13 protein-coding genes are annotated in these 13,099 nt (G+C 37.8%); 2 read left to right on the top strand and 11 right to left on the bottom strand.

Translation table 11 applies throughout. The annotated features are described in order from the left end of the window. Positions 1–99 precede the first annotated feature (99 nt). Both G4Z05_RS02875 and G4Z05_RS02870 read right to left on the bottom strand, forming a co-directional pair. Entirely contained in the window at positions 100–462 is a 363-nt protein-coding gene (locus tag G4Z05_RS02875) for a VOC family protein (RefSeq protein ID WP_038538980.1), read from the bottom strand. A gap of 175 nt (positions 463–637) precedes the next feature. Further along, positions 638–1,870, bottom strand: coding sequence for a Zn-dependent hydrolase (locus tag G4Z05_RS02870; RefSeq protein WP_163250383.1), 1,233 nt, complete (start codon positions 1,868–1,870; stop codon positions 638–640). Between the two features lie 408 nt (positions 1,871–2,278). On the opposite strand from G4Z05_RS02870, the gene G4Z05_RS02865 reads away from it, so the two are divergent. Then, a complete protein-coding gene (locus G4Z05_RS02865; RefSeq protein ID WP_163250382.1) occupies positions 2,279–3,559 on the top strand; it encodes an MFS transporter in 1,281 nt (426 codons plus the stop codon). A gap of 52 nt (positions 3,560–3,611) precedes the next feature. Here G4Z05_RS02865 and G4Z05_RS02860 read toward each other — a convergent pair whose 3' ends face one another. Next, positions 3,612–5,039 carry an alanine/glycine:cation symporter family protein gene (locus G4Z05_RS02860; RefSeq protein ID WP_163250381.1) on the bottom strand — a complete coding sequence of 476 codons (1,428 nt, stop codon included), beginning with the start codon at positions 5,037–5,039 and terminating at the stop codon, positions 3,612–3,614. A 371-nt stretch (positions 5,040–5,410) separates the two neighbouring features. After that, positions 5,411–6,007, bottom strand: coding sequence for a biotin transporter BioY (locus G4Z05_RS02855; protein ID WP_163250380.1), 597 nt, complete (start codon positions 6,005–6,007; stop codon positions 5,411–5,413). 245 nt (positions 6,008–6,252) lie between these two features. On the opposite strand from G4Z05_RS02855, the gene G4Z05_RS02850 reads away from it, so the two are divergent. Further along, a complete protein-coding gene (locus tag G4Z05_RS02850) occupies positions 6,253–6,789 on the top strand; it encodes a ribonuclease H-like YkuK family protein (RefSeq protein ID WP_163250379.1) in 537 nt (178 codons plus the stop codon). A gap of 168 nt (positions 6,790–6,957) precedes the next feature. Here the strand turns inward: G4Z05_RS02850 and G4Z05_RS02845 are convergent, their stop codons facing one another. The 7 genes from G4Z05_RS02845 to G4Z05_RS02815 all read right to left on the bottom strand — a co-directional run bounded on the left by G4Z05_RS02845 (position 6,958) and on the right by G4Z05_RS02815 (position 13,045). Further along, entirely contained in the window at positions 6,958–7,272 is a 315-nt protein-coding gene (locus G4Z05_RS02845; RefSeq protein WP_163250378.1) for an antibiotic biosynthesis monooxygenase family protein, read from the bottom strand. 95 nt (positions 7,273–7,367) lie between these two features. Beyond that, positions 7,368–8,330: a siderophore ABC transporter substrate-binding protein gene (locus G4Z05_RS02840; RefSeq protein WP_163250377.1), complete on the bottom strand. Its 963-nt coding sequence runs from the start codon at positions 8,328–8,330 to the stop codon at positions 7,368–7,370. A 59-nt stretch (positions 8,331–8,389) separates the two neighbouring features. Continuing rightward, complete coding sequence (locus G4Z05_RS02835; protein ID WP_163250376.1) at positions 8,390–9,151, bottom strand: iron ABC transporter ATP-binding protein; 762 nt, start codon at positions 9,149–9,151, stop codon at positions 8,390–8,392. Then, complete coding sequence (locus tag G4Z05_RS02830) at positions 9,148–10,098, bottom strand: iron chelate uptake ABC transporter family permease subunit (protein WP_163250375.1); 951 nt, start codon at positions 10,096–10,098, stop codon at positions 9,148–9,150. The genes G4Z05_RS02835 and G4Z05_RS02830 overlap by 4 nt, the downstream gene beginning before the upstream one ends. Next, the gene (locus G4Z05_RS02825; RefSeq protein WP_163250374.1) at positions 10,091–11,041 is read right to left on the bottom strand and encodes an ABC transporter permease; all 951 of its coding nucleotides are present in this window, start codon (positions 11,039–11,041) and stop codon (positions 10,091–10,093) included. Before G4Z05_RS02825 ends, G4Z05_RS02830 begins: the two co-directional genes overlap by 8 nt. 315 nt (positions 11,042–11,356) lie before the next feature. Next, positions 11,357–12,373 carry a DUF418 domain-containing protein gene (locus tag G4Z05_RS02820; protein ID WP_163250373.1) on the bottom strand — a complete coding sequence of 339 codons (1,017 nt, stop codon included), beginning with the start codon at positions 12,371–12,373 and terminating at the stop codon, positions 11,357–11,359. A gap of 63 nt (positions 12,374–12,436) precedes the next feature. Further along, a complete protein-coding gene (locus G4Z05_RS02815; RefSeq protein WP_163250372.1) occupies positions 12,437–13,045 on the bottom strand; it encodes a class I SAM-dependent methyltransferase in 609 nt (202 codons plus the stop codon). Between the last annotated feature and the right edge of the window lie 54 nt (positions 13,046–13,099).

The following is a 13,099-nucleotide window of genomic DNA, read 5'->3' as shown; positions in this document are numbered from 1 at the left end:
TTCCAAGTTTGTTGTACCTAATCAAACGTTTGATTAGGTTTCTTTATAATAAAAAAAGGACCAAAGAATTACGATTTCTTTGATCCTCTGTTCTAGTGATTATTCTTTCAATAAAAACTCATTTCCGTCTTCGTCAATAAACTGGACGAATGAACCCCATTGCATCGTTTGCGGTTCACCCTTAAACTGAACACCTTTTGCTTTCATGTTTTCATACAGTTCCATAATGTTTTTGCATTTAAAAACAATCGATGCTTTCATATTTTCATGACCCGGCATCATGGATTTAGGATAAAGGACTAAATGAGACTCTGCGTTAGGAGGCGCGACCTCAAGCCAGAAGGCATTAGGGCCCATTGGAAACTCTGCCTTAACTTCAAATCCAACCTTTTCTGTCCAAAAATTCTTTGCCTTTTGTTGGTCGTCCACATAAACAGCTACTGTTGCAATATTTGTAATCATGTTGATCCTCCTGAAAATACGATTGGCAAAACTAATGACAAAATTCATCTTAAACATTTTGTAAAAAACACAATCTACTCCCAAAATCTCTGTAAACGCATTCACCTATTTATTTGAGAATAATACCCAAACGATTTTTAGGTACATTACATGTTCTGGTAATTTTAATTAAATTTTATTTAGATAAAAGACTTAGAACAGTATCCAATACGACGTTTACTCCTTTTTCACAGTCCTCCCATGTGGTCAGTTCTTCTTCACAATGACTTTTACCGTTTATGCTTGGGACGAATAGCATGACAGATGGGACCAAACTAGCAATGAACTGTGCATCATGTCCTGCCCCACTGACCATTCTTCTATGAGAGTACCCAAGCGACTGGGCTGACTGTTCTACTAGGTCACATAGTTCTGGCTTGAACCACACGGTATCGCGTTCCCATAGTTTCGTTGTTTTTACCTCACACCCCTCGTTAACCCCCAAGTTTGGAAGCCCTTGAATGAAATCCTTAACGGTGTTGACAATTTCCATATCTTTATGACGGGCTTCAAGTGTAAACACTACCTTATTTGGAATTACCGTATGGATACTTGGATAGACATTAACCCGGCCAATGGTATACACCAACTCTTTATCCAGAGACCCTAAGCGTTTGCGAATTTCATTAATAAGATTGTTTGCTGCAAAAAGCGCATCCTTACGCATATGCATAGGAGTGGTACCAGCATGATCCGATTCTCCGGTCACTTCAATTTCATAGCAAGCCATACCTACCACACACTCAACTACACCAATGGAAAGTCCTTCCGCCTCTAAAATTGGACCTTGTTCAATATGCATTTCAATTAAGGCTGTGGCCTCTTTTAGACGATTTTCCTCTTCTCCGGCGTAGCCAATGGCTTTTAAAGCTTCCTCAAAAGTAGTCCCTGAAGCATCTTTCTTTTTCAACATGACTGATTTATCAAATTTACCAGCGAGCACACCTGAAGCCATCATTGACGGCTCAAACCTCGCCCCTTCTTCATTAGTAAAGTTCACAACGGTAATCGGAATTTTAGGTTTAATGTTGTTTTCAACAAGGGTTCTAACCACTTCCAAACCAGCCACTACTCCCAGAACCCCATCAAACCGTCCGCCTTTTTTTACAGAATCGAGATGGGAGCCAATCAGAATTGGTGGTTTATTTTCAGTCCCTTCAAGCGTGGCGTACATACATCCCATATCATCGACCTTGACTGACATTCCCAATTCCTCACAGCAAGAGCGGAAATAATCTCTTGCCCTACGATCTTCTTCTGATAATGCCAGTCTGGTTACACCATTATTTTCTGTCTTACCAAATTCAGCAAATCGTTCCAGTTCCTTTTTTAATCTTTCCCCATTAATTAACAATTTTTGCTTTTGCATGATTTAAACACTCCTTTTTAATAAGGTAATAAAAACTGCGTTTATCTCTTACCATGTAATCTCTAGGAGTTCATATGGACATGCACCTGAAAGAACGAAAGCAGTAGGGGGACGACTTACCAGCATTGAAGTAACTACTAAAACCCCATCACTTAGATGTAAAAATATTCAGATACTTCCAATTATATCTCTTCTCTAACAAATGTCATTAGACAAAACATAACAACCTAAACACAAAATATTTTATAGTATGTATGATTTGGACTGGCAGTACATGTCCAACTTATACGTATAAAATAAAGTAAACGTACATGAGCGGTGCCAAATACTATTATTGTATTATTTCGAATATTGTTGTATCTTTGAAAGGCATGGGGTTATAGAATAGATGAACGTGAGGCGCTAGATATGTGGAGAAATCGGAATGTGTGGATTATATTGACGGGGGAATTCGTGGCTGGTCTTGGGTTATGGCTTGGGGTCATTGGGAATTTGGAGTTTATGCAGGAGAAAGTGCCTTCAGATTTTGTAAAATCACTTCTTCTTGCAGGAGGATTGGTTGCTGGTATTGCTGTTGGACCATATGCAGGCAGATTGACCGATCAAATCAGCAAAAAAATGGTTATGCTAATTTCGGGATTTGTCCGTATCATTAGTGTCATCTTTATGTTTATTGCGATATCAACTGGCTCCATTTGGTGGATGCTCGTCTTTTCTGTCTTAATTCAAACTTCTGCCGCATTCTATTTTCCTGCATTGCAAGCAGCCATTCCACTCATTGTGGCAGACAGAGAATTACTTCAGTTAAATGGAGTTCATATGAATGTCGCAACATTATCACGGATTATCGGAACTGCACTTGCAGGGGTATTACTTGTAGCTCTTCCCTTATCCATGATATATACGGGCTCTTTGGTGGCTTATATCCTTCTATTCATTCTCACTTGTTTTTTAAACATTGATGAACCGACTACCAAACAGGCACTATCGACAGAAACGAAAAAAGCTGCAAGGATGAAGAATGAGCGCCGTCTTGAAAAAACAAGTCCTCAAGAGAAAATGAGCTTTAAAGACGTGTTTCCCGTTATTCAAGGACTTCCGATTGTCTTTATGACTCTTCTCTTGTCACTAATTCCTCTATTATTTTTAGGGGGCTTTAACCTGTTGGTCATCAATATCAGTGAACTTCAGGACAGTTCTGCAATCAAGGGCTGGATCTATACCGCAGAAGGGATATCCTTTATGCTAGGGGCATTTTTAATCAAGCACATTAGTAGCAAAAGTTCCCCGTATACCATTTTGTTTAGTAGTGCGTTTCTGATTGGGTTATCTCAATTTCTTTTATACATGGCCGACATCCCAATCATAACAATCATAGCATTTGTCCTATTTGGGTTTTCGGTCGGCTGCTTTTTCCCGACAGCTGCCACCATTTTTCAAACGAAAGTTCCTAAAGATTTTCACGGTAGATTTTTCTCCTTCCGTAATATGCTGGACCGAATCATCTTTCAAATCGTCCTTCTCATCACCGGGTTCTTGTTAGATCTCATTGGCTTACAGCTCATGTGTGCCCTATACGGAGGCTTGACCATAATCATGACTTCCATCTTCTATCTGAAAAATAAGCAGGAAATCAAGCAAAATAACCACATCCTACCCGTCAAAAAGGAAAAAGGCATTTCCACCTAACAAAGGTGAAAATGCCTTTTTTGTTTTATTAAGAAGCTAAGTATCTTTATCCTTAACCTAGATTCTCTTTATTGCCCTGTTGAGCTGGAGCGTTTTCCCACGCTTCCACGTTTTTAAGACCTTTTATATTCGTTGTATAGAATACTGGATTCTTCCCTGCAGCCTTTTGTTTTTTATAATCAGATAAGGCAGCAAAGGCAATTTTTCCAAGCAATAAGATGGCAATTAAATTGATAATAGCCATAAGTGCCATAAATAAATCAGCTAGATTCCATACAAAGCTTAACTCTGCCACGGAACCAAATGCTACCATCCCAACAACAGCTGTGCGGTAAAGATTTAGAACGAATTTATTATTTTTAATAAATTCAATATTCGATTCTCCATAATAGTAGTTACCTACTACAGAACTAAACGCAAATAAGAAAACAATCAAAGCAAGGAAGATTCCTGCCCATGAACCAAGCGAACCTTCAAGAGCATTTTGAGTTAAGACGATACCATTACTTTCTTTAGATGTATATAAACCTGATAATAGAATGATAAATGCTGTTGAACTACAAACCACAAGTGTATCAAAGAAAACTCCTAATGCTTGAATCAATCCTTGTTTAACCGGATGGCTAACTTCTGCTGTAGCTGCGGCATTCGGTGCACTACCCATACCAGCTTCATTCGAAAACAGCCCGCGTTTAATTCCGTTCATCATTGCAGCCCCTAAAGCCCCACCTGCAACTTGATTAATTCCAAAAGCACCTTCGAAAATTAATTTAAAAACGCCTGGAAGTTCAGTTATATTCGTAATCATAATAAAAATCGCACAAAGGATATAGGCTCCAGCCATGACTGGTACCATCCATTCGGCCACTTTCGCTACTCTTTTAAGTCCACCGAAAATGATGATAGCAGTAATGATAGCTAATACAACCGCAATTAAACCTTTATCAATCCCAAAAGAATTGTTTAAAGAGCTCGTAATTGTATTTGCCTGTACAGAGTTAAACGCCAATCCAAATGTTAACGAAATTAGAACGGCAAACGTAATTCCCATCCAACGAGCATTCAAAGCCTTTTCCATATAATAGGCTGGCCCACCGCGGAACGTGTCTCCATCTTTTACTTTATAAATTTGCGCAAGTGTTGCTTCGATAAAGGCTGAAGCGGATCCGATGATAGCAATGAGCCACATCCAGAAAACTGCTCCAGGTCCCCCAGTTGTAATAGCAATAGCTACACCGGCTAAGTTACCGGTTCCTACACGAGAAGCCGTACTAATACAGAATGCCTGAAAAGATGAAATCCCTTTCTTATTTCCTTTAGAACCTTCGCCCATTAGGCGGAACATTTCACCGATCATTCCAAATTGGACAAATTTTGTTCTTATAGTAAAATAAAGACCTGTACCAATTAGTAATGCGATCAAGATATAGGACCATAGTAATGTATTTGCTTCACCAATAAAGGTTTCTATTACTTTCATTCCATCTCCCCCTTGCTCTATTTAGTAAATACCGTTATAATTTATCAAATTATTTAAATTATTGCAATGTATAGACTTTCCAATTAGGCGTTATCTACTAAAAAATGTCCAAAAAGTATAAATGTCCAATATAGTAAAAAAAGTATGTTAATATACCAAATTTTAGAATTATCAAAAATCACATCCTAAACAGCAACGTTTGGCTTGTATTCTGTCCAATGGAAATACAAAGAGACTGAGATGATGATTATTGGGGGATTACACCACTAGGAAATTGGTGCTTAAACCTATCTAGAAATCGAAAAACATTCTTTCCGATGAAAAGGGGCTTCCAGAAGACGAAAAAACGACTTTCTGGACAGCCCCTTTTATTATGAAGCATTTTTTAATGTTTTGAAATGTCCTTTTGAAAGGAGGTTTTTTTCGAGTTTGAACGCTACAGTTCCCGCAAGGATGGATAGAATAATATCCTTTGGCAGTGGGGGAACCATCCATAGCCATGCCAATTTATAGCTAAAACCTTCTGGAGCAGCTGCCCAAAGCTTGTAGGCATAGTACATCCAGTTTGTACCGAACACATAATTGATGGCTGTCCCAATCAATGCTGCCAAAATAAATGCTGGTAGACTTTTTTTCTTTTCGACAATTTTTCCTGTAATATATGCCGCAAATATATATGAAAGAATAAAGCCAAAGGTAGGTCTCAGTATAATCCCGATTCCACCAAAAAACCCAGCAAAAACAGGAGCTCCTACCATTCCAAGCATCGCGTAAACAATCATAGCAATAGCACCTAAGCGGCTACCTAAAATTAACCCTGATAAAATAGCAAAAAACGTTTGCAAGGTGATGGGAACACCACCAACCTGTAAAAATGGTGCAATTGTAGTGATATTTGCACCAACGGCCATAAGCGCAACAAATAAACTTACTAGTGTTAGATCAAGTGCCCTAAACTTCATATTCATCCCCCACTTCAAACTCAATTTCGATATTTTAAACATAATAATAGAAAGATATTTTGTCAACTTAATTTTAATATAGGTTAACAAATTTGGGTAGACAAACAATTACTGCTCCATAAGCTTAGTCAATTATTCTCTTTGCTAATCACCAAGGACAAGCACTCTGATAATCACATCTGCACGCTAAACACTCTTTCCCCATAAAATAAAGTAATAAACATCAAAGGGAAAGATGTGGTGTATCACTTATGAATCATCCCAGGTCGACCGGCCTTTTATTTAACAATCTTCAAGAAACACAGATGTCCTTTGAACAGGTTTTCGAGAGAATTGTAGAATTTATTAGTAGTGATCCATGTGGGAATTATCGCCTGATGATTGGAACAGATTCACAAGTTCATAAATCCCAAACCACATTTATTACCGGAATTGTCATTCAGAATGTGGGAAAGGGCGTATGGGCCTGTATAAGAAAGGTGATTGTTCCAAGGAAAATGACACAATTACATGAGCGAATTTCTCTAGAACTGTCATTGACAGAAGAAATCGTTTCCTTATTTACCGAGGAAAGAAAAAATACATTAATTAACCTCGTTCTTCCACATATTTATGATGGGGCCTCCTTTACGATCGAAGGTCATATCGACATCGGAGCAGGAAAAAGAAATAAAACAAGTGAATTTGTGAAAGAAATGGTTACAAGAATGGAATCCATGGGGGTCGAGCCGAAAATCAAACCAGACGCCTTTGTCGCCTCTAGCTATGCCAACCGCTACACAAAATAAAAATAATCTCCAACACAATCAATGGGACCAAGCATCTTATAAATTAAAAGCTTGGAATTATGAACTTCCAAGCTTTTGACCACTATTTCAATGAATAATTCCTATTTTTCAACTTTGCCCTCATCGTCTAAAAAAACCTACTAATTCCTTAGAAATCTTTTATAGGTTCTATCCTTCACTATTTGCTGTATAGTAAAGATCTTGGCTCGATTCGAGAATATATTCTGGTTTAGGGACTCCACGTCTTGCCTTATGACCAGCAATATGTTCAGGACTCATCTCCCAGTTTTTCCAGTCTTCTTCAGACTCCCAGCGAACTACGACCATCACTTCCTCATCACCGCGACGCACCTTTTTCACCAAAACTTGTTTATCAATAAAACCAGCTTGCTGTTCCAATAGTCCACCTCGCTTTGAAAATCGCTCTACCACTTGGTTGGCAAATCCTTCTTTTACAACAATCCTCTTAATTTGATAAAACATGAAAATCCCTCCGTGTTTTTTTCACTTTAAAATGTCACTACACTGTAGCCAATCAACATACAAGAAGAGCCAGGCTACATGCCTGGCCTGTACTCTTATAGGGCTGCTTCAATTTCTTCTGCCATTAATTTAATAGATTTTAATCCACCGCCACTTAAATACCAAGTATTTGCATCTAAGTAAACAATTTTGTTGTTTTTATATGCATTGGTTTTTTGTACTAGCTCGTTTTCAATTGTCTTTTTCGCACCTGCTTCGCCACCAACGGCTACATTACGGTCGATAACAAACAATACATCTGGATTTTTCTCCATAATATACTCGAATGTTACCACTTGGCCATGTGTTGAAACTTCAATATCTTTATCCACTGCACCGAATCCAAATACATCATGAACAAAACCATAACGAGAATTTGGACCAAACGCACTAACTTTTCCTTCATTTGTTAATACAATTAAACCTTTTTGATTGGCAGATGTAGCTTTTTTATTTAACTTTTCAATGTTAGCTTTAATTTCTTTTAGTTCACTAGCTACTTTCTCTTCTTTTCCAAAGATTTGACCAATTAAGTTCATATTTTTCTCGAAAGATTCCATATATTTTGTAAAGTCTAATTCAATAAAGACAGTTGGAGCAATCTCTGCGAATTGATCATATAATTCAGCTTGACGTGCAGAGATAAAAATGACATCTGGCTGTAACGCATGAATAGCTTCAAAGTCAGGCTCTTTCAAGCTTCCGACATTCGTATATTTTTTATCTGCATATTTTTCCAGATAGCTTGGAATCATCGCTTGTGGAACACCTGCAACCTCTACCCCTAATTCATCTAGGGTATCTAAGACACCAAAGTCAAAAACTACTACTTTTTCAGGATTTTTCTTAACAACTACTTCCCCAAATTTATGTTGGATCGTCACTTCTTTTGCTTCCGTTGTTTCACTCCCTTTACTACCGGAAGACTTTTCTTGCTGAGATGTCTCCTTAGCCCCACCACATGCGGCTAATACGAGAATGATAGAAAAAATAATTCCTAGTAAACTCCACTTCTTCATTACAATTCTCTCCTTAAAAATTTGTATGTTAGTTTACTTACTTAACCATTTCAAAATATTTAAGAATTAAAATACACACATATACGGCAGTTACCCATATCCTGAATTGGAATATCCATATCATATATTTCCTTTAATGCTGACGATTGAATGATTTCTTCGGTCGGACCATCCTTCACTACCCTGCCGTCTTTTAACGCGATAATCCAGTCAGAATAGACTGAAGCAAAGTTGATATCATGGAGAACGATGACCACTGTTTTACCAAGATCATCCACCAATCGGCGTAAAATCTTCATAATCTGAACCGAATGCTTCATATCCAGATTATTCAAAGGTTCATCGAGTAAAATATACTCAGTGTCCTGTGCGATAACCATCGCAATAAATGCACGTTGGCGCTGGCCTCCTGACAATTCATCTAAATATCTATGCTGTAGATCGGACAAGTGCATATATTCAAGTGATTGATCCACTATCCGTTCATCCTCTTCCGTCAATCGGCCTTTTGAGTAAGGAAAACGGCCGAACGACACAAGCTCTCGAATCGTGAGACGGACATTCATATAATTGGACTGCTTCAGAATCGAAACTCTCTTGGCAAAGTCATTAGATTTCATTTTTTTAACATTGGTGTTATCAATCAGTACTTCTCCCGTATCCGCATCTAAGAGCCGGCTGACCATGGACAACAAGGTTGATTTCCCGGCCCCATTCGGACCGATGAAGGAAGTAATTTTTCGTGGCTGAATCGTGACAGACACATCCTCGACAACCGCTTTTTTTCCATAAAATTTGGACAGTGACTTCACTTGAATCATGCCGCTTTTCTCTCCTTTAACAATAAATAGATGAAGTATACACCGCCAACAAAATTAATAATGACGCTTAGAGTTGTTGAGAAAGTAAAGATCCTCTCAACCACCCATTGCCCTCCAACTAAGGCGATTATACTTAACACAATCGCACCAGTAATCAATGTTTTATGTTTATACGTTTTGAAAAATTGATACGACAAGTTGGCTACAATCAAACCAAAGAAGGTAATTGGCCCGACAAGAGCCGTTGAAATGGAAATAAAGATGGCAACAATAATCAGCATTTGTCTAACAATAGAATCATAGGGTACGCCCAAATTGATCGCGACCTCACGTCCAAGCGATAAAACATCCAAATACGTGATGTACCGCCAAGCATAAATGATGGCACCTCCGACAATCACAAGTGACAGCCAGACTAAATCAGGATTGATATTATTAAAGCTTGCAAACATACGGTCTTGAACAATTTGAAACTCATTCGGATCAATCAGCACTTGGAAAAATGTCGAAATGCTCGAAAAAAACGTCCCGACGATAATTCCAACGAGCAACAAGAAATAAATTTGCTGTCTGCCTTTTTTAAATAGGAACCGATAGAGTAAGAGAGCAAATACAATCATTGCAACCAAAGAAATCAAAAAGTTTAATTGCTTATTCGTCACAATGATATGATCGGACCCCAAGAAGAAAATAATAATCGTTTGCAGTAGCAAATAAAGTGCATCCAACCCCATGATACTAGGTGTCAAAATCCGGTTATGTGTGATCGTTTGAAAAACAACGGTTGCATAAGCAATCGTAAAGCCAGTAATAACCATAGCCACTACTTTTACAACCCGCCTTGGCAAGGCATAGTCAAAGCTTCCCTTTAAATCATGAAATAAATATAAAGCACAGCATCCCGCAGCGATCAAAACGAGGATGATTATTTTTAACAAATTACGCATGGGCTCTCCTCCGGAATAGTAAATATAGGAAGATTCCGCTTCCAATTATGCCGACCATTAGACTGATCGAAATCTCATACGGATAGATGATCACCCGTCCCAAGACATCGCAAACCAGAAGGAATATTGCCCCGAGAAGCGCCGTATGCGGCAACGTTTTTTGTAAATGATCGCCTTTAAAAATGGAGATAACGTTCGGAATGATTAAGCCAAGAAATGGGATAACCCCTACTGTTAAAACGACTGTTACCGTAATAAGGGCAACAAGAATTAATCCGATGTTCACAATCCTACGATACCGAAGCCCAAGATTTTTAGAAAAATCTTCTCCCATCCCCGCAACCGTAAAACGATTCGCATAAAGATAGGCAATAATGACAATCGGAACACTTATGTATAACAACTCATATCTACCCTTCATCACTGCAGAAAAATCACCTTGTAACCAGGCGGACATATTTTGAATCAAGTCGGCCCGATAGGCAAAAAAGGTAGTGACCGAGGATAAAATATTCCCAAACATCAGCCCAATGAGTGGAATAAAAATAGCGTCTTTAAACTTAATACGATCAAGTATTTGCATAAATAAGAGCGTCCCTGCCAAAGAAAAGACAAAAGCTACTGCCATTTTTTCCATCATTGTTGTATCAGCAAACATCAGCATTGCTACTAGAATTCCAAGCTTTGTAGCATCCAGCGTTCCAGCCGTTGTCGGTGAGACAAATTTATTTCGGCTCAGCTGCTGCATGATCAAACCGGCAATACTCATTCCCGCACCGGCAAGCAAAATGGAGATAAGCCGTGGCAGCCTGCTAATTAAAAAAATTTGAGTTTCCTCTGATTGAAAATCCAGTAAATCTAATGGTGTAATGCTACTAACACCAACAAATAATGAAATTCCAGATAATACTATTAATACAGGTATTAAAAATCGTTTTTTCATGTCTGTCTCCAAACATTTCTATTTATCTAGCTTTCTTTTTGAGGAAATATTCTTTATCCACCCTACTAAAAAGCTAGATACAGAAAATGATAATCATTATCATCAAATTATAAAAAATAAAATTTCTACTGTTCTATTAATTCTTTGACACTGATAATCATTATCAACTCCTTCCGATATTTATTATAACACCAATATTTACCTCGTCAACTAAGAATGAGAATTATTTTCAATATGATTCAATAAACCTAGGTCTATATTCTTATACCGTTTTAAAAGAAATAAAAAAGCGGCGATTCCACGCCGCTTTAGAGTCTACTCCCTTGAAAGTCTATCACCATGGGCATTCATTTGCTTACGTAAAGGAGGAATCTGAAGATAGGTGATCACCCTCCAGATCCATTCTAATGGTCCGTAATGATAATATCGCAGCCAAAGGACACTGAAAGACAATTGAATCACATAAATGATTAAACAGATCAAAAATGAATGAATGCATGAAATGTTACCAATTAAATGGAGTTGATTACCAACTACTAGAATAATAACCGTTTGCATCATATAATTTGTCAATGCCATTCGACCATAACTTTTTAATGGAGATAACCACTTCTGAATAAATCGATACTGCAAGAGAAGAACCAATACTCCTACATAAAATGCTGAAACAATAGGACCAATGATGATTCCGATCCTAACAAATTCCATATACAACCTATCTTCAATAATAAAAGGAGCATACTGGTATTGATACAACAGTCCCGCAATGCTTAGTACAAACATAATTCCTGTAAATACAGCGATTCCTTTTTTCTTTTCAAATAATTTTTCAAACAAGCGAAACTGTCCCGCAGAGATTCCCAATAACATAATAGGAATGACCATAAATAACTTAAAAGAAAACACACTAAAAATGATGAACATCAACAGGCCAAGAAAGAGGTTCATCACTTTGTTAACCTTATAGAAAGGCAGCAAAAGTAAGCCACATACTGCATAAACCGTTAACGCTTCCCCCGGATGAAACTTTACATGTACTAACCCAAAAAGAAATAGGGCTACGATCCTCCTTAAAAAGAGGACACCCCCATTCATCCCTTTTTGATTGGCCCTTGTCATAAAAATAGAAAACCCTACCCCAAACAAAAAGGTAAAAATCGTATAAAAGCGCCCCTCCACAAAAAGGTATAAGAAACGCCAATAAGCCGCATCCAGTGAACCAGCTTTTGGCATCCCCAACTCTAGTAAAGGTAGAATATTCACCAAAACAATTCCAAGCAGGGCAAATCCCCGCAGATAATCCAGCTCTTCAATACGATGACTATAATCCATTTAATATTCCCCTTTCCATCAACCAATCCCACCTATTCCTGAATAGCGCTGACAGTCCTACCACTATTCCCCTAGTCGATATATTAAAAAACGTTCATTGGGATTATTTTTGTAGATGACGGGTATTTTTACTTCCATTTTCAGTTCGAAGGCGGTGTCATTTTCTAAGTAATAAATATAGTCTTCAGAAGGATAGTACAGGACAACGTCAATTTGTCGTTGATATTGTTCCACAGATCGTAGGATATTGTTGATCACTTTTCTAAACACTTGGATAGAAAAAGGATTAAAGAAATAAAAACGATTATCCAATGGGTTTATCAAGTATTCTTCTGCTAAACAGCATTGAAACTGGATCTTTTCTTTCCGATTTTTCGTTTTTCGGATATATCGTTCAAGGTTTGCCATGGCTTTTTCGTAAAGCGCTTCATCCATCTCAACCCCGATAACCTCTGAATGGAAAAAGTAGTGGATATAAAAATTTAATCTTCCTTTCCCACACCCAAAATCCACCACCCGATCACTGCTTTTTAGCTCATAATGACGAAAAAGCTCCTCAAGAGCACTATAGGGCGTTGGTTCATAGCGATGGTATTGCAAAGACTTATGAAAACCCTGCTGCTTTTCTTTTGTTTTAATATTTAACAATTTGTCATAATAATGTTCTTTCATCGTTGCTCCTATTACACCTATTTTTTCAGAAATATAAGCTTCCCTATCAGTGTA

It is taken from the genome of Neobacillus thermocopriae (genome assembly GCF_010975035.1).
Lineage (GTDB): Bacteria > Bacillota > Bacilli > Bacillales > Cytobacillaceae > Neobacillus > Neobacillus thermocopriae.
Note: the sequence above shows the minus strand (reverse complement) of the source record. Positions and strands in the feature narration are given on the sequence as shown.

Coding starts and splice junctions, on each gene's coding strand:
- G4Z05_RS02855 (WP_163250380.1), bottom strand. CDS start 6,007: ATGAATATGAAGTTTAGGGCACTTGATCTAACACTAGTAAGTTTATTT.
- G4Z05_RS02845 (WP_163250378.1), bottom strand. CDS start 7,272: ATGTTTTATCAAATTAAGAGGATTGTTGTAAAAGAAGGATTTGCCAAC.
- G4Z05_RS02865 (WP_163250382.1), top strand. CDS start 2,279: ATGTGGAGAAATCGGAATGTGTGGATTATATTGACGGGGGAATTCGTG.
- G4Z05_RS02815 (WP_163250372.1), bottom strand. CDS start 13,045: ATGAAAGAACATTATTATGACAAATTGTTAAATATTAAAACAAAAGAA.
- G4Z05_RS02860 (WP_163250381.1), bottom strand. CDS start 5,039: ATGAAAGTAATAGAAACCTTTATTGGTGAAGCAAATACATTACTATGG.
- G4Z05_RS02825 (WP_163250374.1), bottom strand. CDS start 11,041: ATGAAAAAACGATTTTTAATACCTGTATTAATAGTATTATCTGGAATT.
- G4Z05_RS02820 (WP_163250373.1), bottom strand. CDS start 12,373: ATGGATTATAGTCATCGTATTGAAGAGCTGGATTATCTGCGGGGATTT.
- G4Z05_RS02850 (WP_163250379.1), top strand. CDS start 6,253: ATGAATCATCCCAGGTCGACCGGCCTTTTATTTAACAATCTTCAAGAA.
- G4Z05_RS02830 (WP_163250375.1), bottom strand. CDS start 10,098: ATGCGTAATTTGTTAAAAATAATCATCCTCGTTTTGATCGCTGCGGGA.
- G4Z05_RS02835 (WP_163250376.1), bottom strand. CDS start 9,151: ATGATTCAAGTGAAGTCACTGTCCAAATTTTATGGAAAAAAAGCGGTT.
- G4Z05_RS02870 (WP_163250383.1), bottom strand. CDS start 1,870: ATGCAAAAGCAAAAATTGTTAATTAATGGGGAAAGATTAAAAAAGGAA.
- G4Z05_RS02875 (WP_038538980.1), bottom strand. CDS start 462: ATGATTACAAATATTGCAACAGTAGCTGTTTATGTGGACGACCAACAA.
- G4Z05_RS02840 (WP_163250377.1), bottom strand. CDS start 8,330: ATGAAGAAGTGGAGTTTACTAGGAATTATTTTTTCTATCATTCTCGTA.